General features: G+C 46.6%; 15 protein-coding genes. 8 read left to right on the top strand and 7 right to left on the bottom strand.

The window, feature by feature from the left end; all coding sequences use genetic code 11:
- The first annotated feature begins 193 nt into the window (after nucleotides 1–193).
- The 4 genes from trhO to QUA71_RS03835 all read left to right on the top strand — a co-directional run bounded on the left by trhO (nucleotide 194) and on the right by QUA71_RS03835 (nucleotide 5,752).
- Nucleotides 194–1,141 carry an oxygen-dependent tRNA uridine(34) hydroxylase TrhO gene (gene trhO / locus QUA71_RS03850; protein ID WP_333282359.1) on the top strand — a complete coding sequence of 316 codons (948 nt, stop codon included), beginning with the start codon at nucleotides 194–196 and terminating at the stop codon, nucleotides 1,139–1,141.
- 258 nt (nucleotides 1,142–1,399) lie between these two features.
- Nucleotides 1,400–2,056 carry a glutathione S-transferase gene (locus tag QUA71_RS03845; RefSeq protein WP_333282356.1) on the top strand — a complete coding sequence of 219 codons (657 nt, stop codon included), beginning with the start codon at nucleotides 1,400–1,402 and terminating at the stop codon, nucleotides 2,054–2,056.
- A gap of 197 nt (nucleotides 2,057–2,253) precedes the next feature.
- Nucleotides 2,254–5,589 (top strand): protein DpdE, encoded by a 3,336-nt coding sequence (dpdE, locus tag QUA71_RS03840; RefSeq protein ID WP_333282352.1) that lies wholly within the window; start codon nucleotides 2,254–2,256, stop codon nucleotides 5,587–5,589.
- Nucleotides 5,579–5,752, top strand: coding sequence for a hypothetical protein (locus tag QUA71_RS03835; protein WP_333282350.1), 174 nt, complete (start codon nucleotides 5,579–5,581; stop codon nucleotides 5,750–5,752). The genes dpdE and QUA71_RS03835 overlap by 11 nt, the downstream gene beginning before the upstream one ends.
- Here QUA71_RS03835 and QUA71_RS03830 read toward each other — a convergent pair.
- From QUA71_RS03830 to gatB, 5 genes are all read right to left on the bottom strand, one after another.
- Entirely contained in the window at nucleotides 5,749–6,981 is a 1,233-nt protein-coding gene (locus QUA71_RS03830) for a pentapeptide repeat-containing protein (protein WP_333282346.1), read from the bottom strand. The two genes, QUA71_RS03835 and QUA71_RS03830, sit on opposite strands and share 4 nt — an antisense overlap.
- A 107-nt stretch (nucleotides 6,982–7,088) precedes the next feature.
- The gene (locus tag QUA71_RS03825) at nucleotides 7,089–7,727 is read right to left on the bottom strand and encodes a Uma2 family endonuclease (RefSeq protein ID WP_333282344.1); all 639 of its coding nucleotides are present in this window, start codon (nucleotides 7,725–7,727) and stop codon (nucleotides 7,089–7,091) included.
- Nucleotides 7,728–7,807: 80 nt separating this feature from the next.
- Entirely contained in the window at nucleotides 7,808–8,383 is a 576-nt protein-coding gene (locus tag QUA71_RS03820; RefSeq protein ID WP_333282341.1) for a Uma2 family endonuclease, read from the bottom strand.
- A gap of 43 nt (nucleotides 8,384–8,426) precedes the next feature.
- On the bottom strand, nucleotides 8,427–9,593 hold the full coding sequence (locus QUA71_RS03815; RefSeq protein WP_333282338.1) for a pentapeptide repeat-containing protein: 1,167 nt from the start codon (nucleotides 9,591–9,593) through the stop codon (nucleotides 8,427–8,429).
- A gap of 372 nt (nucleotides 9,594–9,965) precedes the next feature.
- The gene (gatB, locus tag QUA71_RS03810) at nucleotides 9,966–11,468 is read right to left on the bottom strand and encodes an Asp-tRNA(Asn)/Glu-tRNA(Gln) amidotransferase subunit GatB (RefSeq protein ID WP_333282335.1); all 1,503 of its coding nucleotides are present in this window, start codon (nucleotides 11,466–11,468) and stop codon (nucleotides 9,966–9,968) included.
- Nucleotides 11,469–11,654: 186 nt separating this feature from the next.
- Between gatB and QUA71_RS03805 the strand changes: the two genes are divergently transcribed.
- The 4 genes from QUA71_RS03805 to QUA71_RS03790 all read left to right on the top strand — a co-directional run bounded on the left by QUA71_RS03805 (nucleotide 11,655) and on the right by QUA71_RS03790 (nucleotide 21,003).
- Nucleotides 11,655–11,912 (top strand): hypothetical protein, encoded by a 258-nt coding sequence (locus QUA71_RS03805; RefSeq protein WP_333216909.1) that lies wholly within the window; start codon nucleotides 11,655–11,657, stop codon nucleotides 11,910–11,912.
- Nucleotides 11,913–12,010: 98 nt separating this feature from the next.
- Nucleotides 12,011–15,286 (top strand): PAS domain S-box protein, encoded by a 3,276-nt coding sequence (locus QUA71_RS03800; protein WP_333282332.1) that lies wholly within the window; start codon nucleotides 12,011–12,013, stop codon nucleotides 15,284–15,286.
- A gap of 374 nt (nucleotides 15,287–15,660) precedes the next feature.
- Entirely contained in the window at nucleotides 15,661–18,870 is a 3,210-nt protein-coding gene (locus tag QUA71_RS03795; protein WP_333282329.1) for an EAL domain-containing protein, read from the top strand.
- 543 nt (nucleotides 18,871–19,413) lie between these two features.
- On the top strand, nucleotides 19,414–21,003 hold the full coding sequence (locus tag QUA71_RS03790; protein ID WP_333282326.1) for a glycoside hydrolase family 57 protein: 1,590 nt from the start codon (nucleotides 19,414–19,416) through the stop codon (nucleotides 21,001–21,003).
- Nucleotides 21,004–21,123: 120 nt separating this feature from the next.
- Here QUA71_RS03790 and QUA71_RS03785 read toward each other — a convergent pair whose 3' ends face one another.
- Nucleotides 21,124–21,801, bottom strand: a complete 678-nt coding sequence (locus tag QUA71_RS03785; protein WP_333282324.1) for a PEP-CTERM sorting domain-containing protein — start codon at nucleotides 21,799–21,801, stop codon at nucleotides 21,124–21,126.
- 64 nt (nucleotides 21,802–21,865) lie between these two features.
- Complete coding sequence (locus tag QUA71_RS03780) at nucleotides 21,866–22,900, bottom strand: site-2 protease family protein (protein WP_333282321.1); 1,035 nt, start codon at nucleotides 22,898–22,900, stop codon at nucleotides 21,866–21,868.
- Between the last annotated feature and the right edge of the window lie 906 nt (nucleotides 22,901–23,806).

Raw genomic sequence — 23,806 nt, 5'->3', positions numbered from 1 at the left:
GGACAAGGCTAGCACTTTGGAGACAATTTGGAGACAATTGGGAGACAAAATTCAGCTTTGAGCCTACAATCCTCTGCCAGCAGGCGGTTGCCTGACTGATACTTACTGCTAAAGCTGAACGTCCTGGGTTCGAGTCCCACCGTCCGCTTTAAATTAATTTTCAAAATTCTAATTAGTCTTATCCAGTCGATATATGGCTTCTTTCTTAACCGCTGCTTTATATAAGTTCGTTGAACTACCCGATTTTGCTGAGCTGAGAGCACCGCTACTCGATTGTTGCAACAACAACAACGTCAAAGGCACTATCTTGCTGGCCCAAGAAGGCATCAATGGCACGATTGCCGGCTCGTCCGAGGGCGTACACGCAGTGCTGGCATTCTTGCGTAGTGACCCGCGTTTTGCGGATCTCGTGCACAAGGAATCTTTCTCGGAAAAAGCACCTTTTTACCGCCTGAAAATACGCTTGAAGCGCGAAATCGTCACGATGGGAGTACCGGACATTAATCCCCGCCTCATGGCTGGCAAATATGTTAAGCCGGAGGAGTGGAATAAGCTGCTTGACGATCCGGATGTTGTTGTGGTTGATGTGCGTAACGACTTCGAGGTATCTCTGGGTACTTTTGAAGGTGCTATTAATCCAAAAACAAAAAGCTTTTCCGAATTACCTGAATGGGTGCTGCAGGAAACTGCTTTACGCAATAAACCCAAGGTGGCAATGTTTTGCACGGGTGGTATTCGCTGCGAGAAATCTACTGCTTTTTTGCGTACTCAAGGTTTTGAGGAAGTCTATCATCTCGAAGGCGGAATTTTAAAATATTTGGAAACGGTGCCGGAAGCAGAAAGTCGTTGGGAAGGTGAATGTTTTGTCTTTGATGAACGGGTTTCTGTTGGTCAGGGGTTAAAGCCGGGAAACTATGAACTTTGTCGCGGTTGTCGTCACCCGATTAGTCAGGAAGATAAGGCTTCTGAATTATTTGTACTGGGTGTGAGTTGTCCTCATTGTCATGACTCCAAAACTGAAACCAAAAAACAAGCCTTATCTGAACGTCAACGTCAGATTGAGCTTGCTAAGCGTCGCAACCAAGTACATATAGGCGCACGCTACGATGCGAAGGAAAAAGTAGATGGTGCGATCGAGTAATATTATTATTCACTAAGTTTAAAGAAACCCCGTTTCTAGGAAAAATCTTGTTTAGCGACAAGAAATCTACGAAGAAACGGGGTTTCTGACCCGAAAAGCCCGATCGTGCGATCGACTAATTATATCGTTTTCTGTTGCATCGGAATCATAAAATCGAGTCAACAGTTAACACTCTACTATTCAGTTTTTCGACCCGCCCGTCAACAGTCAACAGTCAACAGTCAACAATAATTCCGGTGCAACCGGAATTGAGATAATATGTCAGCAAAATACCCGATTTTGTATTCCTTTCGCCGCTGTCCCTATGCTATGCGCGCGCGCTTGGCCTTAATGGTTAGCAATCGGGTGTGTGAGTTGCGGGAAGTTGTTTTGCGAGACAAACCACAAGAGATGTTGGAGGTATCTGCCAAAGGTACAGTACCAATATTAATTGATGTTGACGGGCGGGTACTCGATCAAAGTATCGATATCATGTTGTGGGCATTGAGACAACACGATCCTGAAAAATGGTTGATGCCACAGCAAGGTTCGGTTACAGAAATGCTGGAACTAATCGCTCTATTTGATGATAGATTTAAATATCATCTTGACCGTTATAAGTACCCCGATCGTTATCCCGGTGTTGATGCCCAAGTACATCGTTATGAAGGTTCTTTATTCCTGGACAAACTCAATGCACAGTTAAGCGCCACTAAATATTTATTTGGTAACAATGTAGCATTGGCTGATATGGCGATCGCACCTTTTGTTCGTCAATTCGCTCATACCGACCAAGCTTGGTTTAAGGAACAGCCTTGGCCTCCGCTACAAGCTTGGTTAGCAGGGTTTACAGAATCGGAAATTTATACCAGTGTTATGCAGAAATACCCGAAATGGGAATCCGGTAATGCAGGGGTTATTTTTCCTGCCTCGTAATTACTTATTCTTATTCGCTGCTAGCATATTTATTCAATTACCAAAATGTTATTTACCATGCTAAAATTATTGTTTTCAGAATACTAGATTGACTGTCACTTGACTAGAAAAGTGACGCAGGCAAAAATCGCATTTTGCTAAAATTTTTAACTGGAAAAGATTTACTGTATTCTAGTAAGTATTGTCAGGTTGTAATTATGATTGATGTAGGTTCGTTAGTTCGATCGCCCAGAAACGATTTGGGAGTCGGAAAAGTTGTCGAGGTATCGCGTACGGATGCTGAAGTTGAATATTTTTGCTCAGTTAAAAACCGCATCCGCAAAACTGTGCCTTTGGGTTTGCTGCAAGAAGCCAGACTTCAGCGCCAAACCCGCTGCTACCTCTGGAGTACCACTCAGGAAAGATGGATTATCGGTCGAGTTTATGACTGGGATGAAGATAAATTAGAATACGAAATTGACCTCCCCGACAGCCAAAGTTTGCAAGCTGTTGAAACCGAACTTTATGTTCGCTGCAATATCCCGATCGCCGATCCGATCGACATTTTAGCAGTCAAAGGCCAAGAAACGCCCTATTTTCACGATCGCCGCTTGGCATTCGTTCAATCTGCGATCGAACAGCGGGCTGTCAGCCGCGGCATGACAGGTTTAATTTCTGCTAACATAGACCTCTATCCGCACCAAGTAGAAGTCGTCCGACGCGTCCTAGAAGACCCAATCGTGCGCTATTTATTAGCCGATGAACCAGGACTGGGAAAAACAGTAGAAGCTGGCACAATTTTCCGCCAATTTCTGCTAGATGAACCTCAAGGACGCGCTGTGGTAATTGTTCCCAAATACCTGCTCGAACAGTGGCGCCAAGAGTTAGAAAATAAATTCTATTTGTCTCATTTTGCTGATCGAGTGCAGCTTGTTGCTGTTAGCGAAATCAATCAAATTAGCCGCAACGCCAACCTGGATTTTCTGATTGTTGATGAAGCGCATGATATGGCTGCAATGGCACATTCGAGCGATCGCGCTCAGCAGCAAGCCTTTGAACTCTGTCAGAAACTAGCTCACAAAAGCAAAAATGTATTGTTATTATCTGCAACGCCAGTTCTCGGTCGCGAGCAAGATTTTCTAACGATGCTGCACTTGCTAGAGCCCACAACTTACCGTCTTGATGACCTGGAAAGCTTCAAAGAACAGGTGCAAAACCGTCAAGAAATCGGTCGCGCTTTGCTGGATTTCCGAGAAAATGCCAAGCCTGCTGTTTTGCAAGCAAAACTCGCTCAACTTCGCACTATTTTTGCCAAAGATGATTATTTAATCGGATTAGCAACAGAGTTAGAAAGTTGTTTGAAAACTAAAGAAACCGCAGAACAGGCTCGGCTTGTGCGGGCTATTCGCACTCACGTTAGCGATACTTACCGCCTGCACCGCCGCATCCTTCGCAACCGCCGCGATGCGGTTGAGGATGTGATTTTCGATCGAGATGCTGTCCCGAAAACTGAGTACGATCTGAATGATGAACAGTGGTCGGAAATTCAAACCGTACTCGATAAGTGGCGCACAGTCGCTCCCAAGTCGAGCGAATACCAGAGAATTTTTCTGCTGTTTTTCCGCGCTTCCGGTACTTGGCTGAATATTTTAGAACGGGTTGTCAAAGCTCGCTTGCAGAAAAAATCGACTCCAGAACTCGATCGCGAATTTGGACAAAATGACACGGGAATTTTGACCAAAACTGCGCTGTTTCCCGAAGAAAGGGAAATACTGGAAACCTTGCTCAACACTCTGGAAAAGCCCCAGGAAGGACTCGATCGACTGAGTTTGTTGCGAATCGCCATTCTCCGATTTCTCGCAGTTGCTTTGAAGGTTCCGCGCGAGTATCACAACAAACCTCGCGATTTGCTGTCGAGAATTCAACAGCAAATTAAACGGCCGATTCCGGGCGAGCGTTTCCCGAAAATTGTGATTTTTACCAGTTTTACGGCAACTTGTAAAGAGATTGCGGAAAATTTAGCTAAAATCTTTGGTAAAAATGCGATCGCCAGCCATGAGACGAGCAAATCGGCTGATGATGTTGAGGCTAGTCTCAAGCGGTTTAAGACTGAACCGCATTGTTTTATCTTAGTGTGCGATCGATCTGCGGAAGTAGGGGTAAATCTACAAGTGACAGATTGGTTAGTTCACTTCGATTTGCCGTGGTTTCCCAACCAGTTAGAAGAAAGACTCGGCAGAGTCGATCGCATTGGCAGCAAAATGGGAGTGCAATTTTGTTTGTTTGCAGGCCCGGATTTGCCGGAGAGTCCCCACGAAGCTTGGTTTCAAGTTTTAAAAGATGGGTTTGATATCTTCAACAAATCTATTGCCAGCCTTCAGTTTTATGCTGAGGAAAAACTTCTCAAACTTGAAGAAAAGTTGTTTGCTGAGGGAGGCAAGGGCTTATCCAGCGAAATTGAAGCGATTAAAACTGAAATCGAACAAGAGAAAATCAAAATTGATGAACAGTACGTTCTAGATGAAATTGATACTCTTGATGACAGCGCATCTCAGTATTTTGAATCTCTCGACAACTGCGATGCTAAGCATAAAGAAATGCAGCGCGCTACTGAAGGTTGGCTGTGTCAAGCTCTTCACTTCAAACAAATCGAACATCCGAGTATATCGGGGTTGCTGCGCTATCAACCTACTCAAAAAACGTTGATTCCGTCCAACGATTTGAGAACCCGATTGATTCCTTATTGCCAGCAATATGGCAGTTACAATCGCCGGATTGCTTATCAGAATGCAGATGTCGCTCTTTACCGAATTGGTGAGGGATTGATCGATGCACTTGGCTCTTATATTCGCTGGGACGATCGCGGTCAAGCTTTTGCCATGTGGCGGCATGATGAAAGTTGGGATGCTGCGCCTGGGAAGGAGTGGTTTGGCTTTCAGTTTAATTATTCAATCCAGACTGATGTGCAGCAGGCCCAGCAAGTTTTACAAGCACAAAACATCGAAAATTACAACTTGAAAGCTTTGCAGCGCCGCGCTGATGCTCTGTTTCTCCCAACTTTTGAAACTGTGTTTGTAGATGCTCGCAGCGAAGAAATGTCACTGGTGGAAGATGCGGAACTTCTGGCGATTTTGCAGCGGGCTTATAAGGGGAAAGGCGGGCCGAATCGGGATTACAATTTGTCGAAAAATCGCACGTCGCTACTTGACAGTTTTGTCGATCCGCTAGAATGGGATGATTTTTGTCAAAAGGGACGGGTGGTATCGGAGGAATTGCTGCGCGGGCGATCGGCTTTTGTGGAAATGTGCGATCGATCTGCTGTCACTGCTGCTATCCAACTCGAAAACCGGGTGAATCAATTGCAGTTGCGCTTGAATCGACTTTCTAAATCCGAACAACTTTTAGAATCGGTTTTGGCTGATGAAATCAATACCGAAAGTTTGTTGAGTCAAGCGGTTTTAGCTGGTATTCGCCGCCCAAACCTGACTCTCGAATCTGTGGGATTTATTGTGATTTCTGGGCGTCCTCCTGTAAAGTCGGAGGATGAAGGATAATTTGTTTGGGAGGGCGATCGCTCTTTTTGAGGGCGATTCCCTACCCTTCGGGAACCCCTGCGGGAAGATAGCTTCGCTTCACGCTCTTTTTGAACGGCAGATGCAGGCGGATAAACGGGGATGGACGCTGATGGATGAAAGGGATCTCGCACTTACCGACTAAACCTCTTCAAAAATTGCGCCTCGCTGCTGTAAATTCACCTGCATCTCCTCATCCATTCCTGAATTGTTCCCGAATCTGGCTGACTCGACATTCGCACCGCTGAAATTAGTATTTGTTAAGTTCACTTCCAGCAGGTTTGCGCGGCTCAAATTGGCACCGCTGAGGTTAGCTAAAGCTAGACTTGCTTTGTGCAAATCGGCACCGCTTAGATCGGCATTTCCTAAGAAAGCGCCGCTCAAATCGGCACCGCCGAATTTGGCATTTTGCAGGCTGGCGTCGCTGAAATCGGCATCGTTTAAGGTTGCACCCCGGAAATTTACCCGATCGAGATTTGCGCTGCTAAAATCCACTGCACTTAAAGTCGTTCCGCGCAAGGTGCTACCCGCGAAATCTAGTGCTGGATTGAGATTGGCGATTTTGGCCAACTCCACAAAGTTGTCGGTTTCAGCGGAAATAATGCGATCGACCATTTCCTGCAATTCCGATTCAGCTTCCGGGGCAATTTCCACTTCGCGCGGTTCAACCGGAGGTAAATTGTAGGACAATAGCGCCCAACTGAGGGCAGGTTGGAGTTTATTTGCGTGCAGGTATATAGTCAGGATTCTTTCTAAAACCGAATGTTGATTTGGCGTGATATCGTGCGGCCACAAACCCTCCGCATCTGTGAGATTAATATCTTCTTTAGCAACTTCAAAAGCCGCTGCCATCCGAAATTCTTTGCCAGCTAATTCTCCCAGCTTAGCACTTTTTAGCAAACCTTTTAATACTGATTTGCGCTGTTCAACTGCAAAAACCCAAGCTGGCGTTGTATCATTCCTTATTGTGGAAACGTGACACCGTATGCTCTCTGTTTCCTTGATTTTTTCCGCATTTTCGCCGCCCTGAACTCCACGCTGACTTTCGCTTACTAAAATTTTTGCACTGTTTTGAATGGGCAGAGTTTCTTCTATGGGCAAAAGCTGGAAAGAACCGACTAACTGACGCGATGCTACGGGTATTTCGCAGTTTTCTAGATAGAGTTTGAGCGTCCCGCCTTGCAGACCAAATTTGACGCGACCGCCGAGCAGCGGTTCCCAATGCTCGTTAAAATTCAGACTCAAGTGAATGTCGAGCTGCTGGGTTTGGGGTGCAACCGATGGAACTGGAATTGCTTCTAATTGCATCCACAAGCAATCTGGGTATTTGTTGTGAGACTCTAGCGATCGCATATCGGGTAGAATTGCTGGCACTACCAGCCTGTAATTGATATTTAAATTAGTTTATCATCTCTATTTTATCACACTACACCTTTTTTTTGTGGACAAAATTGTAAATTTTGTTTAATTTGCTCCGCAACTCATTGGTTTTGCTGAATTTGGCTTTTTACCCAATTCCGAAATGCTTTCACTAATTCCAAATAGTCCATTGTTTCTGCTTGTTCCAAAAATCTAACAATCTCTAATATCGGTAAGCTGGGAAATGCTAAACTGATCTCGCCCTCAACGTATTCTCCATTTTCTAATCTGTTGATTCTGAGCCGCGATCCATTATAAATCCAAACTTCCGGCACTCCCAGATCCGCATAAACCTGCAAGCTATTTTCCGAACGGCTGGTAATATCAATTTCCACCACTAAATCCGGCGGCGGATCTTGAGTCAGGTCGATTCTTTTTTTGCCTTTAACTGCACTAATATTCTGGATGTAAAAACATTTATCTGGTTCTGCACCGCTAAGTTCAGGACGTTTGAATGTCGTAGAACCAAGAGGCTCAATTCTCACATCTAATTCTTCAGCTAAGGTTTCAACAAATCGACCCAATACTTCTTTGAAACGTTCGTGTTCTGGGGAGGGTACCATAATTTTCAACTTGCCACGATTATATGTCAATCGAATTTGCCGATCGCCGATTTCGGCTAGCAAAGTTTCGTAGGTTTGCCAACTGATACCCGATAGCTCGACAATTTGTTCGGGTGGAGCGAGAGTTTGAGCGGTCATAGTGCTACTTTGGTGAAGAGTTCGTAGGCGCAAGCCGGGGCGTAGCCATCGCACTTTTGTATTATATCATCGAAGGAAGCCTAGGCGGGAAATACCAAAGACAAATCCAGAGACAACTCGGGAAAACCCGGAATTACCACCGTCTGATTTGGCAAAACAACTCGTTGCAATTGATAACTATAACTCCCGTTTTGTTTCTGATAAGGTTCGCTGTGCATTTCCAGTTGATTATCAACCAAATTAAATATCCAATAATTAGAAATCCCAGTCTCAGCATAGAGAGACAACTTGGTTGTGCGATCGTACTTCAACGTAGAATCCGATACCTCAATTACCAACAAAATATCAGCAGGCTGCGGGTGAGAAGAGAAATAACGATCGGCTCGATTGCGGGCAATCACAACATCAGGCTCTGGTTCGCTATCATCAGACAAAATAATTGGCTCTTGCGCGCGCACAAGAGCGCGTCTTGCCAGTAAAATGATTAACTCCTGAACTAAAAGACTGTTACAAGAAGAGTGCAGCCTACCTTTAGCAGCCATAATGATAATTTCTCCGCGAATCAATTCAACTCGTTCATCGGGGGCGAAAAATCCGAGTTCTCCCAAACGGTGATATTCTGCGATCGAGAATCGTTTTGCAGTTAAGGCAGTCATAGCTTTTGTTACCCTCTACAATTACCAACCTTTCCAATTAATTCTACTCAAAAATCCCGCCCCGTGCCGTCAATTCAACCTTCAGGGTATCCGAAATTCCCAAACAACAAAAAAACTTTGCATTTTCCACCACCGTATTTGTCAAATCAGCGCGGCTCAAATCAGCACCGTTTAAATTCGCACCGCTCAAATTAACACCACTTAAATCTGCATTCTTGAAATCAGTATTTGTCAAATTTGCATTTACTAAAATCGCATTCGGTAAATAAGCACTGCTCAAATTGGCGCCGGTTAAATTTGCACCGCTCAAATTCGCCCGGGGCAGCTTTGTCCGCAAATCAGCACCGCTCAAATTGGCGCTGCTGAGTTCAGCATCCCGCAAATTAGCATTGCACAAATTAGCATCAATTAAAATAGCAGCGCTCAGCAAAGCACCGCTGAGATCGGCCAAAGTCAAATCTGCGCCTCGGAGGTTGGTTTCGCGCAAATCCGCACCGTTAAAATCAGCGTAGTGCAAGTCAAAACCGCTTAAATTAGCCCCGGCAAAATCCTCAATCGGATTCAAACCAACTGTTTCTACAAGTTGTACAAAACTCTTATTTTTATCAGTTAAAAACAGTTGCCGGACGATCGCCAATTGCTGCTGTCGGTACTGGTTAGCCTTCTCGTAATCTGCTAAATACTTGTAAGCAAGCTTCAAATTCTTGAGAGCATTGCGCTCAATGCGATCGTCCTTGCTGGCGCGCGCGATCGACAACTGCTCGTGATAGCATTCGATCGCACCAGGCAAATCTCCCTTAGCATCGTAAGCTAGTGCCAAATTCCCCAAAGTTTCCAACTCAGAGCGCCCGTCGCCAGTGTCCCGCGCGATCGCCAAACGCTGTTGCTGGTAATCAATAGCACCAGAAAAATTCTCCAGAGCACAACAAGCATTGCCCAGATTTCCCAAAGCATTAGCCTCGCCCCGGCGATCGCCAATTTCCCGCGCTAACACCAAATGCTGCTGGTAGCACTCGATCGCCTGAGCATAATTTCCCAGCGCTTCGTAAGCTACGCCCATATTACCCAGCGCCGCACCCGATCGCCGCTTATCGTCCATTGAGCGATACAGCGCCAGCGCTTCCTGCCAAGAACCCAGCGCCGCCTCAAATTGACGCGCCTGATATTGCGAAATCCCCTGCTTGATTAGCTCGCTAGCTTGTTCGCTCATAATGTCAAAATTAGTTAATAACTAAAGTTGATATTAATCGACTCAAAGCGGTAATTGCTAATCAGTAATCAGTAATCGGGGATCGGTATCGTTAATCCCCCTCTCCCCCATCCGTATTTTCACGTCCGTGGAAAAAAAAGACAAAAAAAGAGAGAGCTACCTAAGTAACTCTCTCTGCCATCAGGGTGCATCTACATAACAAAATATAACACGAGAGGGATGAGGGGTGTCACCCCCAAACGTGAAGATGTTGTAAAGAAATGTAGACTAATTATAAAGTTACGAGCCAGCAAGAAGGGCGAGGGCGCGGCGAGATCGGGAAAAACCGATCGCCCGCCGCTGTATCTGCTACACGACCCCCTTAATAATTGCTTAGCCTGGGCCGTTAAGCTTCGCCGCCAGCAGCTCATTGGTCAGTTTGGGATCGGCCCGGCCGCCCGTTTCCTTCATCACCTTGCCGACAAAAAAGCCCAGCAGCTTAGTTTTACCGGCTCGGTACTGTTCGAGCTCCTTGGGATTGGCGGCTAACACCGCATCGATCGCTCGATCGATCGCCCCAGTATCCGAAATTTGAATCAAACCCTTGCTCTCAACGAACTTCTGAGGCGAACCACCGTTTGCCAGCAACTCCGGCAAAATATCCTTAGCGATTTTGCCACTGATCGTACCGGCCTCAATTAGCCCCAGCAGTTCGGCTAAATCCTGCGGTTGGAAAGGAATTTCTGCGATCGCCAGTTTTTCATTTTTCAGATAAGCAGTAATATCGCCCATCACCCAATTCGCCGCTTGTTTAGCCACAGCACCGGCGGCGATCGATTTTTCAAAATACTCCGCCACCGCTTTGTCGTCAGTCAGCACCCGCGCGTCGTAGGGAGAAAGACCGATCTCAGTTTCGTAGCGATTGCGCTTTTGGGCCGGCAATTCCGGCAGTTGAGCTTTCCAATCCTGCAATTGCTCGGCCGAAACTTTGATCGGAGGCAAATCCGGTTCCGGGAAATACCGGTAATCGCTTGCGCCTTCCTTAACCCGCATACTGAAAGTACACTGCTTGTTTTCATCCCAAAGCCGCGTTTCTTGGACGATGGTTTCGCCATTTTCCACCGCTTGAATTTGCCGCTCGATCTCGTAATCGATCGCCCGTTCGATCGCATTAAAAGAGTTCATATTTTTAATTTCCACCTTCGTGCCGAACTCTTTTCTGCCCACGGGGCGCACGGAAATATTCACGTCGCACCGGAGCGAACCTTCCTGCATATTCCCGTCGCCAACACCGATGTAGCGCACGATCCGGCGCAATTCTTGACCGTATTCGGCAGCTTCCGCGCCCGATCGCAAATCCGGTTCCGAAACAATTTCGATTAGAGGCACACCGGCACGGTTGTAATCCACCATTGAATAAGTTGAACCGCTCAACCGATCGCTGCCGCCGTGAACCAATTTTCCGGCATCTTCCTCCATGTGCAAGCGAGTGATCCCGATTTTTTTTCTAGTAGAATTTCCCGTCTCATCCACCAGTTCAATTTCTAACCAACCGTTAGTAGCGATCGGCAAATCGAACTGAGAAATTTGATAATTTTTCGGCAAATCGGGATAGAAATATTGCTTGCGGTCAAACTTACTGTAAGGTGCGATTTCGCAGTTGAGAGCCAGCCCTGCTTTCACCGCATACTCCAGCACTTTTTGATTTAATACTGGCAACACTCCAGGCATTCCCATACAAATTGGGTCAATGTTAGTATTTGGAGTATTGCCAAATTCTGTAGAAGAACTGGAGAAAATTTTAGTATTCGTACTCAATTGACAATGAGTTTCGAGACCGATAATGGCTTCGTACTGAGTTTGGTTTTTTATCGAAGAGGGTGCAGCAGCAGTCATAAGCAATTTTAAAGACTGAATAACTTTAGATTTTATTTTAGCTTTTTATTGACCAAAGTGAGTGGAGATTATTTGTAGGTAGGGGGGGTTTCATTGGTGTCAACAAGCGCGTCACACCCTTTGTTCGGCAGGTTTAAACCCCTGCCGGACTTTGAGAAAGCGTGTTTAGTTGAGACACATGGGGCTGTGCACAGGCAACGCCCTGCTACAGATGGGCGATCGACCCAAGCCCCCAGCCACGCCGATCTCCTTTCGATCGCCCCCAAACAACAACTCTGTGCAAAAATATACTTAGCGCCTGCTCCTGCCCGTACCCTTCCCTTACCCAGGAGAGTTTTAGATCGATCCACCACAATTGCCGATCGATCTGCACCCCAAATCCTTTTACTTGCAGTCTTTAATAACGCCGCCCGCCTCCAACGATCGGCTCCACGCACAGACTAAAAACTAAAAATGTATAATTTAACAGGAAATTACATATTTTTAATTTTTAAGCTTTAATTTTGAATTCTAAAAGTAACACTTGCCTAAGTGTCAAAACTATGCGTAAATTTCCAGTTGAAAGTGCCACACTGTTTCAGAACAGCATCACTGAGCTAGAGAAGGCGGAATCAGCCCTCGAACTTGCTTGGAACGAACTCGAAAAACAAACAGCAGAAACCATTGCTCACATTGCCAAAGCCGGCTCAGCAAACACACAGGAAATTAGCGAGATCTTTGCCGGGGCGAAGCAACTCCGGCAGCAACTTCAAACTCAAATAAAAAAAGCCAACTCGCAGCGGGAATTTCATCTAGAAAACTCGCCAATGGCAGTTATAGAGTGGGACAGGGAATTTCGGGTAGTGCGGTGGTCGCCAATGGCAGAACAACTATTTGGCTGGAGTGCAGCAGAAGCAATTGGCAAATACTGGCACGAATGGTCAATAGTTTATCAAGAAGACTTTGAAAAAGTGTGCGCCGTCACAAATCAACTGTTAGACAGCAGAGAAACCCGCAACGTTTGCCGCAACCGCAACTATACCAAAGATGGCTCGATAATTTACTGCGAATGGTACAATTCTGCACTCATTGATGAATCGGGAACAGTAGTTTCAATTCTATCTCTTGGTAGAGACATAACCGATTGCCACCGCACTCAAGAAGAACTGCACCGGCGCGAACAAGCTTTCAGCACCCTAGCGGAAAATGCGACCGATATCATCGCCAGGTTCGATCGAGAATTCCGCCACCTTTACATCAACCACGCAGTAGAATCAGCAACCGGAAAACCCCCCGCAGAATTGATGGGCAAGAGCAACAGAGAATCAGGAATGCCACCACACTTGTGCGACCTGTGGGACGATACTTTTCTGAAAGTTTTTGACACTGGCAAACAAGAAACCATAGAATTTGAGTTTCCCACTCCCGACGGCATAAAACATTACCACTGTCGAGTCATTCCCGAGTTTGCTGAAGACAATTCAGTAGAAACAGTGTTATCCATCGCCCGCGACATTACAGAGCTTAAACAAGTCGAAGCTCAGTTGCGACAAAGCGAATCCAAATTTAAAGCCATAGTTGATTCTAACATGATCGGCATAATTTTTTGGGATCTTAACGGCAGCATTACAGATGCCAACGCCGCTTTTTTAAACACGGTAAATTATACGCGGGACGAACTGCTTGCCGGAAGAGTTAACTGGCAAGAAATGACACCGCCAGAATATGTGCGTTTAGATACAGAAAAAGTTGCCGAACTGAAGGCTAGAAATACGGTGGTTCCCTTTGAAAAAGAATTTATACGCTCCGATGGTAGCCGCGTTCCGGTGCTGCTGGGCAGCACATTTTTAGAAGGAACGCAGCAGTTAGGCGTCAGTTTTGTGCTGGACTTAAGCGAGGGCAAACAGGCAGAATCAGAACTGCAAAAACATCAGCAACTTTTAGAGAGCATTGTTACAACTATCCCCAACTTTCTTTACATTTACGATGCAGTAGAAAACAAAAATATTTATGCAAATGAATCTGTCACAGCCATACTCGGCTACACTGCCAAAGAATGGCAAGATTTCGGTAGAGATGCTGTCGCTAACTTAGTTCATCCCGATGATCTGTTAAAGCTAATTACAGGTATGGAGCGACTAAAACACAGCAGCAATCCCTATGAAACGGATGACAGAGACTACAGAATTAAACACAAAAATGGGGAATGGCGCTGGGTGCACGATCGCTCTACAATCTTCAAAAGAACCCCAGACGGACAAATGAGGCAAATTATCGGTTCGGTACTCGACATCAGCGATCGCAAACAAGCCGAAGAATCATTAAAACAGCAAAAAGAACTGCTGCAAACTATCTTCGACAACGTGCCGATTATGCTCGCATTCTTAGACAAAAACGGTCAAATAAACTGGGTAAACCGCCACTGGGAACAAGTGCTCGGCTGGAGTTTGGCAGAAATCAAAAACCGCGATATCTTGGCCGAATTTTATCCGCAGCCAGAATACCGTCAATACGTTTTGGATACAATCCAAGCAGCAACTCAGAAATGGAGCGACTTCAAAACAAAAGTTAGAGACGGGCGAATTATCGACACTTCTTGGGCAAATGTTCGCCTTTCCGACGGCAGTTGTATCGGAATAGGTCAAGATATCACGGAACGCAAACGAGTAGAATTTGAACTCAAAGAACTCAACGAAACTTTAGAAGCTCAAGTCGCTCAGCGTACCGCAGAATTAGAAACTTTTTTTGATGCCTTGCCCGATCGCATTTTTGTGGTCGAACGCAAAAATATGCGCCTGACTTTTGTCAATCAATCTGTTGCCAAAACTGCTGGCTTAAATAGCAGAAAAGAGATGCAGGGGAAAACTCTTTTTGAATGTTTTTCCCCAGAAATAGCCGAACAATTTTGTAGGAAAAATTTGCAGGTATTTGAAACAGGCGAAACTATGCACTTGCAGGACAAATTTGTGATAGCTGGCGCCACTACTTACTACGATACTTTTAAAATTCCCCTCAGAAATCTCGACGGTGAGGTTTATGCTTTAATTGGCACTGCTCGCGATATCACTGAGTTGGTAGAGACAAAACAAGCTTTGTCAGAACGCACAGAGCAATTAGAAGCTGCAAATCAAGAGTTAGAATCTTTTTCTTACTCTGTTTCCCACGACTTGCGCGCACCTTTGCGACACATTTCAGGTTTTGTAGAAGCGTTGAAGCAGCGGCTAGAATCAACTGATGCTTTGAGCGATCGCAAAATAGTTCACTATATGGAAATAATTGAAGACAGCAGCCAAAAAATGAGCCTGTTGATTGACGGTTTGCTCGCCCTGTCGCGGGTGAGTCGCACCGAGTTGAGGCAAATTCCGATCGATCTGAGCCGTTTGGTACAAAATGCGATTAAATTGACTAAACCCCCAACCGTCGCAGACCCGACCCAAACTCTCCACAGCGTTGAATTTGCAGTCGGAAATTTACCGACGGTAATGGGAGATCCAACCTTGCTGCAACAGGTGTTCAGCAACTTGATTAGCAACGCCGTCAAGTTCAGCCGCGGGCGCACTCCGGCTACAATAGTTATTGAGGGTTTACCTGATGGGACGATTTTTGTCAAGGATAACGGGGTGGGTTTTCCGATGGAATATGCCGATCGCCTGTTTGGAGCCTTTCAGAGGCTGCACTCCCAGAGAGAATTTGAAGGGACGGGCATCGGTTTGGCGATCGTCCAGCGGATTATTCACCGCCACGGCGGCACGGTTTGGGCCGAAAGCCTACCTAGTCAAGGAGCCACGTTTTACTTTAAACTAGGGCAAACAATCTCAAACGGTAATATAGATTCGTAAGTTAAGTGTATAAGAGTTTTAAATTCTGAATTTAAAACTCTTATACACTTAAATAAGTCACAATCGGTGAGAGCATCCGAATTTTGGTGTGACAGGAGTGTTCACTGTTAGAGATGGAAGCGAAAGATATAGGCTTGGCTGTGAAAGATGCTCGTACTCCTAAAAAACCCTCTTTTAAAAATTGGGACGATCCCCAATCGGTTCGGTCAGCCCTCGACTGCAGGTGCTAAATAAAGGTCTTGCGAATAGAGTATATAATTTATTTTGCTAATAATAACTAAAAATAATATCCCGATAAAATTAACCACAAAACTCCGTCTAAAAAATTACTAGCAAAAACACGAATAACCACTTGAAAACCTCCCCAATTCCTTATGTTAGATATAAATCAGACCAACTATCTACTAAAAATGGTAGCGGAATCAACATTAAAATTGTTGATTATCGAAGACATGGCAGAAGATATGGAATTAATAGTGCTCGCCTTAGAAGCGGGGGGGGTAAATTTTAATTGCGACACGGCAGAAACAGCAACAGAGTGCAGAAAACTGCTCGAGAATTGCCAGTACGATGCTGTACTCTCAGATTACCGCCTCCCCGGCTTCAACGGTTTAGAAGTATTGAAATTAATGCAGGAATTAGGGCAAGACATACCCTTGATTTTAGTAACGGGAAGTTTGGGAGAAGAAGCGGCAGTTGAGTGCATCAAAGCCGGAATGACCGATTACGTATTAAAAGGGCGCCTGTTTAGGTTGCCAACAGTTTTAGAACGATCGCTCCAAGAATACAAAATGCGGCGCCAGCAACAAGAAGCGATCGCCCAAATTCAGCGGCAAGCTCAGCGAGAAGCGATCGCCAACCGCATCCTCCAAGCCATGCGCTTCACCCTTGTACTCGACGAAGTGCTGCAAACCACCGCAGATCAACTGCACGAAGCTTTAGACATCAGCGCCTGCGCCATCTTGCAGCCAGATGCTGAAGGCGGCATCAGAATTCGCTACATCAGCAAAGGAGCCGACAGAGAACGGTTTGTCGGGCTAAATTGCAAAGTGGCCGAACACTTCCGCTCCGGGCTAGCGGCCGGGGAAACCCTGATCATCGACGAGTTATCGACACTTTGCCCGTCCCTGCAAGAATCAGCAGAGTTGGTAGGGTTTCGCGGCGTCGCGATCGCGCCGCTGCTCTACCAGCGGTCATTTTTGGGAGGAATTAGTCTCTATCAGTGCGATCGGGCGCGCTCTTGGAGCGTCGAAGAACTGTCGCTACTCAAAGCCATAGCCGATCAGTGCGCGATCGCGATCCACCAAGCCGAACTTTACCAACAAGCCCAAACCGAACTTGCAGAACGCAAGCGCGCCGAAGCAGCAGTCTGCGGCATCCAGCAGCAGCTAGCCACAATGGCAGCCAACATTCCCGGCTCAGTCTACCGCACCGTGCTGCATCCAGACGGCACAATTTCCATGCCCTACATCAGTCCGGGCGTGCGCGAAGTTACTGGGTTCGGGGCCGAAGAAGTGATTTCGCGCCCGGAACTCTTGACCGAAATCATCCATCCAGACGACAAAAGCTCGTTTGACAGCCGCGTAGCAGCATCAAGAGCGACTCTTTTGCCGTGCGATCGGCAGTACCGCATCGTTCTGAGATCTGGGGAGGTCAAGTGGGTGCAAGACAGCGCTAAATTTTCCAAAAACGAAAACGGGGACGTAATTATAGACGGAGTAGCCCTCGACATCAGCGATCGCAAACAAGCAGAATCAGCCCTGCGCCAAAGCGAACAGCGATTTCGCTCGCTGATTGAAAACGCCACAGACATCACGATCATTCTCGACGCCGAAGGAATCTTCCGCTACATCAGCCCTTCCGTCAAGCGAATTTTAGGATACGCGCCCCACCATGCGATCGGCCGCAGCGCCTTAGAAATAGTTCACCCCGACGACTGCGCCACGATCGCCGAAACCCTCCACAAAGCCATTGAAAACCCCAAAAGAAGCCTGTGCCCAGTTGAGTACCGAGTCCGCCACCGCAACGGTTCCTGGTGTTATGTAGAAGCTGTAGCCACCAACTTGCTTTACGATCCCGCAGTCGAGGGAATCGTGATTAACTGTCACGATATCACTCAGCGCAAACTCGCCGAAGAACAACTGCTGCACGATGCTTTTCACGACGCCCTCACCGGATTGCCTAACCGATCGCTATTTACCGATCGGCTCGAACACGCTCTGAGGCTGGCAAAACGGCGCAAAGACTACTTGTTTGCCGTGCTGTTTCTCGATTTAGATAGATTTAAAGTAGTCAACGATTCTCTCGGCCACGCCATCGGCGATCAACTGCTAGTAGCGATCGCGCGGCGTCTGGAAGCTTGTCTCAGGCCCGGAGATACAGTGGCCCGCCTCGGAGGAGACGAGTTCGTGCTGTTGCTCGAAGACATCGAGGGCATCAATGAAGCTACCACCATTGTCAACCGCCTGCAAAAGAAAATCACCTCCCCTCTGCTTCTAGACGGACACGAAGTATTTATCACCGCCAGCATCGGCATAGCTTTGAGTTCTGGCGAATACGTGGAACCGACAACCCTGTTGCGCGACGCTGACACAGCAATGTACCGCGCCAAAGAACTCGGCAGATCCCGACACGAAGTTTTCAACAGTTCCATGCACGCCCACGCTTTGCGGCTGTTGCAGCTAGAAAACGACCTGCGGCGGGCGATCGAATCAATTAGAGAGCCGGCCAGAGAAGAAGACTTTCCCCCATCCCCCGAATCAGCCTTACCTCCGTTATCTGCAGCGCCCCAGTTTATTATTCACTACCAGCCGATCGTGTCGATCGCCACTAACACAATTACCAGTTTTGAGGCCCTAGTGCGCTGGCAGCATCCAGAACGCGGCTTAGTTTCCCCCGGCGAATTCATCACCATCGCCGAAGAAACCGGCTTGATCGTACCCCTGGGCCGCTGGGTACTCCGCACAGCTTGCCACCAAATCCGCCAGTGGCAGCAGCTATTTCCCAGCAACCCCCCCTTAAGCGTTAGCGTCAACATTTCTGTCAAACAGTTTTCTCAACCAAATTTAATCGAATACATCGACCAAGTTCTCGCAGAAACTCACCTCGACGGCAGCAGTTTAAAACTAGAAATTACCGAAAGCGTACTCATAGAAAATTCCGAATCAGTAACAGCAATGCTGGTGCAGCTCAGAACCCGAAACATACACTTGTGCATTGATGACTTCGGCACCGGCTATTCCTCGCTCTCCTACCTGCACCGCTTCCCCACCAATACCTTAAAAATAGACCGCTCTTTTGTTAGCAGGATGGGAGGTGAGTTCGATTTCAGTAAAGGAGGCATTGACCCCACAGAAATTGTGCGGTCGATCGTTACTTTGTCCCACAATTTAGGCATGGATGTAGTAGCCGAAGGAGTCGAAGAAGCCTCGCAACTATCTATACTAAAAGGGTTAAAATGTGAGTACGCCCAAGGATTCTTTTTCTCAAAGCCAGTAGACTCTCAAACAGCAGCAGCCTTAATCCGACAGCAAGCAGAAAATCAGAATTTGCTGACATTTAGTTTGTTAGAGAAAGGCCATTAAAAAAACACGGCATTTTGTGAGTCCCGTTTCAGCATAAAATCTTAAAATATTTTAAAGCTGTGCCTAACTGGCGTCAGTTAATAACTACGGCATCCAAATCACTGTCAACGACCCAGGTCTCAAGACACGCTTGCTTCGGGCCTAAGACTTAAACCATAGTTGACCAGAGGCGTACCTGCGTACTACGTTAACGGTAAGAGTTAAAGGCCTACCAGGGAATGCTCTCGCTAGTTCCTTGCCAAGCGAAATTTAGGATTAAACAGACTTATTAGGTTAAATCAGTGTCCTAGATATAGTACCGGCCCTTAACGAAGGCGCAAGCTAACATTACCCCTCTCATAGAGGCTCATAAAGGAGCGAACATTATGCGATCGCCGGTTGCGAGGTTGGATGTGGTAATTGTCCCACTGAAAGTACATTACAAAAGTACACTCCCATCTAGCAATCCCCGTGTAATGGAAAGATTCACGGCGGTTGAAACCGCCTAGCCGTTTCCCTCTCAGGTCTAAAGACACGCTCGTTTCCCACTTACCGAATTTTTTTATGACTATTGGCTACCTCGCACTCGTTCTCCACGCCCACTTGCCTTTTGTCCGCCACCCCGAAAGCGACTACGTTTTAGAAGAAGAATGGCTGTTTGAGGCGATCGCAGAAACCTACATTCCCCTGCTGCAAGTCTTTGAAGGACTCAAGCGCGACGGCATCGACTTTAAAATTACCATGAGCATGACGCCGCCCTTGGTTGCAATGCTGCGCGACCCCTTGCTGCAAGACCGCTTCGACGACCACTTGGCTAAACTCGAAGAATTAGCGGATCTCGAAATCGAACACAACAGCGGAAACGGTCACCTCCGCTATTTAGCAGAACATTACGCCGCTCACTTCTCTCAAGTTCGCAACTTTTGGGAAAAGTACGATCGAGATTTAGTCAAAGCCTTCAAAGAACACCAAGATACCAACAACCTCGAAATCATCACCTGCGGCGCCACCCACGGCTACCTACCGCTGATGAAAATGTACCCCGAAGCAGTTTGGGCACAAATTCAAGTAGCCTGCGACAATTACGAAGCAAACTTCGGCCGCCGACCAAAAGGCATTTGGCTGCCCGAATGTGCCTACTATGAAGGCTTAGAGCGGATGTTAGCCGACGCCGGCCTCCGCTACTTTCTCACAGACGGTCACGGCATCCTCTACGCCCGCCCGCGTCCCCGCTACGGCAGCTACGCCCCAATTTTCACCGAATGCGGAGTCGCAGCCTTCGGCCGAGATCACGAATCCTCGCAGCAGGTTTGGTCTTCCGAAGTCGGCTATCCAGGCGCGGCCGAATACCGCGAATTCTACAAAGATTTGGGCTGGGAAGCTGACTACGATTACATTAAGCCCTACATCATGCCCAACGGCCAGCGGAAAAATACCGGGATTAAATATCACAAAATCACCGGTCGCGGATTGGGTTTAGGCGATAAACAGTTGTACGATCCGTACTGGGCAAGGGAAAAAGCAGCCGAACACGCCAGCAACTTTGCTTTCAACCGGGAACGCCAAGTCGAACACCTCAACGGCATTATGCAGCGTCCGCCGATTATTGTTTCGCCTTACGACGCCGAACTTTTCGGTCACTGGTGGTACGAAGGGCCTTGGTTCTTAGATTACCTGTTCCGCAAGAGTTGGTACGACCAAAATACCTACGAGATGACGCACTTAGCCGATTATTTGCGGGGAAATCAGACTCAGCAAGTGTGCCGCCCGTCTCAGTCGAGTTGGGGTTTCCGGGGTTTCCACGAATATTGGCTCAACGATACCAATGCTTGGATTTACCCGCACTTGCACAAAGCAGCGGAACGGATGATTGAGTTGGGAAGCATGGAACCTGCGGATGAGTTGCAGTGGCGCGCTTTGAACCAAGCCGCGCGGGAAGTGCTGCTAGCTCAATCATCTGACTGGGCGTTTATCATGCGTACAGGGACGATGGTGCCCTATGCGGTGCGGCGGACTCGATCGCACTTAATGCGCTTTCACAAGCTTTACGATGAAGTGAAAGAAGGGAAAGTCGATTCGGGTTGGTTGGAGAAGGTGGAGGAGATTGATAATATTTTCCCTGAAATTAACTATCGCGTTTATCGACCGCTTTAAGTCTCGATCCCCCTAAATCCCCCTTAAAAAGGGGGACTTCTAACTTAACTCTTGTCCCCCCCTTCTTAAGGGGGGTTAGGGGGGATCTCCAAATTGTTGCAAACATTAATAAAATTAATATTACACCTTTTTTGAAGCCCTTCTCTTCCACCACAAACCCATTCCAGCAGCCACCAACGTACCCACAGCAGTCATGGGTTCCGGTACAGGTTCATACTCATAAATTGCACTAACTGTAGTGTTAGCCACAACCTTACCCCCAAAACTACCTCTAGCCGGACTCCCCAGAATTTGAGTTAAACCAGTTGTCGCCACGCCAGCAGTAAAAGTATCACCATCGCAGCCCGTTAAAGCACTTAAAAACTGCGGCAAATCATAACTCTTCGACACAGTACCAGAAGCCGAACCGGTAACACTCCCTGTACCGCCACTAGCAATCTTCGTTTCCGGCGGACTCGCCAAAACACTCAAAGTCAAATTCGGGTCAACTTTCAACAGCGGAATATTCACAGCAATACTTGCATTAGTCGCCGCCGTCCCCATAAAATCTCCCGTTAAAGGAGTAATGCTAACACTGTTATTAACAGTAGATTTAACCGTAACATAAGCCCTTAATAGCGTTCCTAAGAGCGAATTAAACTTGGGCAAAACCACATTCGTGCTGCTATTTAACGGCTGCGAACCCAGCTCCACAGTATAAGTTTGAGTTAGAGTAGCAGCTTGTGCAGAAAAACATTGACTGACAACAGCAAAACTCAAACTTCCGCCAACAATGCCCAACTTTTGATAAACATTCATTTCAGTAAACCCCTAAAATAATCAAATTGAATTTCGTGGCACGGGCGGGACGCCCGTGATTAATCTACGGTGAAAAAATCGGAATATTTAACAAAACCCAATTTCCAATCAAAGACATTAAGTAAGTAATAGCCCAAACAGTATAAACTATACTCAAAGGCGCATAAGCCGCTAAAACCCATTGCGTTTCGACTGCTTCTTCAATCTCCTCCCTCCGCAACAAATCAAGATAAAAATCAAAAGACCTTTGTCGCAAATTGTTAATGCCAGTTCCAGCAACTAACAAATAATAACCGTCAAATTTATTCAACGGATTCAAGTTAATTGCCACTGTCAGCAATGCTGCCACCATCAACAGGTAACTAATTTGATGCCAAATTGGATTCGACTGAGATAACAGCCATATCCAAACAGCAACGGCCCAAATTGTTACTTGAATCAATACTCCCGCCGCTACTACTAAAACCCGCTGTTTCCGCCTGACTAAACTGTATTGGTCGGTTGTATCTGTGTAACATCCGGGGATGAGACACATAAACAACAATCCAATTTCTTTAACTAGGCCGCCGTAGTGTTTGAGGGTGAAAGCGTGACCTAGTTCGTGCAAAGCTATTACTAGCATTGTCAGCAATACAAATTTGAAAATACTGTCATTTTTGCCGACTATCCACAACTGCTGATGTGAGGCTGCGACTTCGGCAGAGGAAGCCAACCACACTGCTACAGAGGAAGCGATGAAAGCGCACAGGAAAAAGCCAAATTCCCACGTCCAAATCCAGCGAAATTTGTCGATGTGCCGCGATAACCAAACATCGGGATTGACTAGGGGAATTGTGAAGGTTAGCAGGTTGAATTTAGCTTTCGGTGGCTTGGTTCCTTCTAGCATTCCTGCTTGTGCTAAGTCTTTCAAAAGATTTTGCACATCTTCTAAATCCAGGTCGTATTCAGCGAGAATATTAGTTAGTGGTTGTTGACTTAATTGCAAAATTACTTGTTTGTCAAAGTCGTCAACTTGAATACAGGTAATGTCTTCGGGATTGCGAAGTATCCAATAACCGTCGGGATGAGGTATCCACTGCACCGCTGATTTTAGTTGCATGGTTTGGCAGAAGGAAGAAGAAAGTTCGGCAACGAGCAATGTACGGGATGTAACACATGGACTGAAGTTGGAAGAAGGAAAAACTCATCTCCCCTAGCCCCAATTTAGGAATTACGCATTTTAGGTCGAAACTCGATCCCCCCTAGCCCCCCTTAAGAAGGGGGGGACAAGAGTGTTCACAAAGTCTCCCAAAACATCGGGGAGAACGAGAGAATTAACTCAAAGTCCCCCTTCTTAAGGGGGATTTAGGGGGATCTAGACTTTCGGAGCAAGCAGAGAGACAGTGGGTTTTAGGTCGAAACTCGATCCCCCCTAGCCCCCAGATCCCCCCTAACCCCCCTTAAGAAGGGGGGAACCGCTTAAGAAGGGGGGGACAAGAGTTTTCACTCAATGTGGGTGTTTATATTGAATTGTGTTGAATCGATCGCCCAATTGTCTTTGTATGTTTTCTCCGCTGGGTTTTTGATCTTTTCGAGTCGCCCTAAGTCTTCCTGAAAACGGAAAGTTTCAAGGCTGAGTTTGCCCCTGTTTCAAGGAAGCAGGGAAATATTTAAGTTGTTTGTGAAGAAGCTTTAGTGATATTTGTTTGGGCTTTAGACTTTAATCCAAATTTCACCTTGGTGTTCATATTATCAGAAATCATAAAAAAAGCAAGTGTAAATTATAACTATTTTAGGAATTACCCATTTTTAACCTGTCATTGCGCGGGAAACGAGCGTGTAGCGGATGTTTTGCTTGAGGCGGGGATTGCTATCCCAAAAACTTTACCGAAACTTTACGATCGCAAACTGAACTTGGGTGTATGATAACCGTGTGAAGAAGCAACAAATCATAGAAGTTAAGGATTAACAAAGTGTTTGTCCGATCGCCCACCAGACCGTTAGTCAAAGGCGACAGATGTGAAGC

Origin of the sequence: Microcoleus sp. MON1_C5 (assembly GCF_036701875.1) — a bacterium.
GTDB lineage: Bacteria > Cyanobacteriota > Cyanobacteriia > Cyanobacteriales > Microcoleaceae > Microcoleus.
This window is presented reverse-complemented; position numbering and strand designations above follow the sequence as displayed.

Coding starts and splice junctions, on each gene's coding strand:
- QUA71_RS03780 (WP_333282321.1), bottom strand. CDS start 22,900: ATGCAACTAAAATCAGCGGTGCAGTGGATACCTCATCCCGACGGTTAT.
- QUA71_RS03785 (WP_333282324.1), bottom strand. CDS start 21,801: ATGAATGTTTATCAAAAGTTGGGCATTGTTGGCGGAAGTTTGAGTTTT.
- trhO (WP_333282359.1), top strand. CDS start 194: ATGGCTTCTTTCTTAACCGCTGCTTTATATAAGTTCGTTGAACTACCC.
- QUA71_RS03795 (WP_333282329.1), top strand. CDS start 15,661: ATGTTAGATATAAATCAGACCAACTATCTACTAAAAATGGTAGCGGAA.
- QUA71_RS03825 (WP_333282344.1), bottom strand. CDS start 7,727: ATGACCGCTCAAACTCTCGCTCCACCCGAACAAATTGTCGAGCTATCG.
- gatB (WP_333282335.1), bottom strand. CDS start 11,468: ATGACTGCTGCTGCACCCTCTTCGATAAAAAACCAAACTCAGTACGAA.
- QUA71_RS03800 (WP_333282332.1), top strand. CDS start 12,011: ATGCGTAAATTTCCAGTTGAAAGTGCCACACTGTTTCAGAACAGCATC.
- QUA71_RS03845 (WP_333282356.1), top strand. CDS start 1,400: ATGTCAGCAAAATACCCGATTTTGTATTCCTTTCGCCGCTGTCCCTAT.
- QUA71_RS03815 (WP_333282338.1), bottom strand. CDS start 9,593: ATGAGCGAACAAGCTAGCGAGCTAATCAAGCAGGGGATTTCGCAATAT.
- QUA71_RS03835 (WP_333282350.1), top strand. CDS start 5,579: ATGAAGGATAATTTGTTTGGGAGGGCGATCGCTCTTTTTGAGGGCGAT.
- QUA71_RS03790 (WP_333282326.1), top strand. CDS start 19,414: ATGACTATTGGCTACCTCGCACTCGTTCTCCACGCCCACTTGCCTTTT.
- QUA71_RS03820 (WP_333282341.1), bottom strand. CDS start 8,383: ATGACTGCCTTAACTGCAAAACGATTCTCGATCGCAGAATATCACCGT.
- dpdE (WP_333282352.1), top strand. CDS start 2,254: ATGATTGATGTAGGTTCGTTAGTTCGATCGCCCAGAAACGATTTGGGA.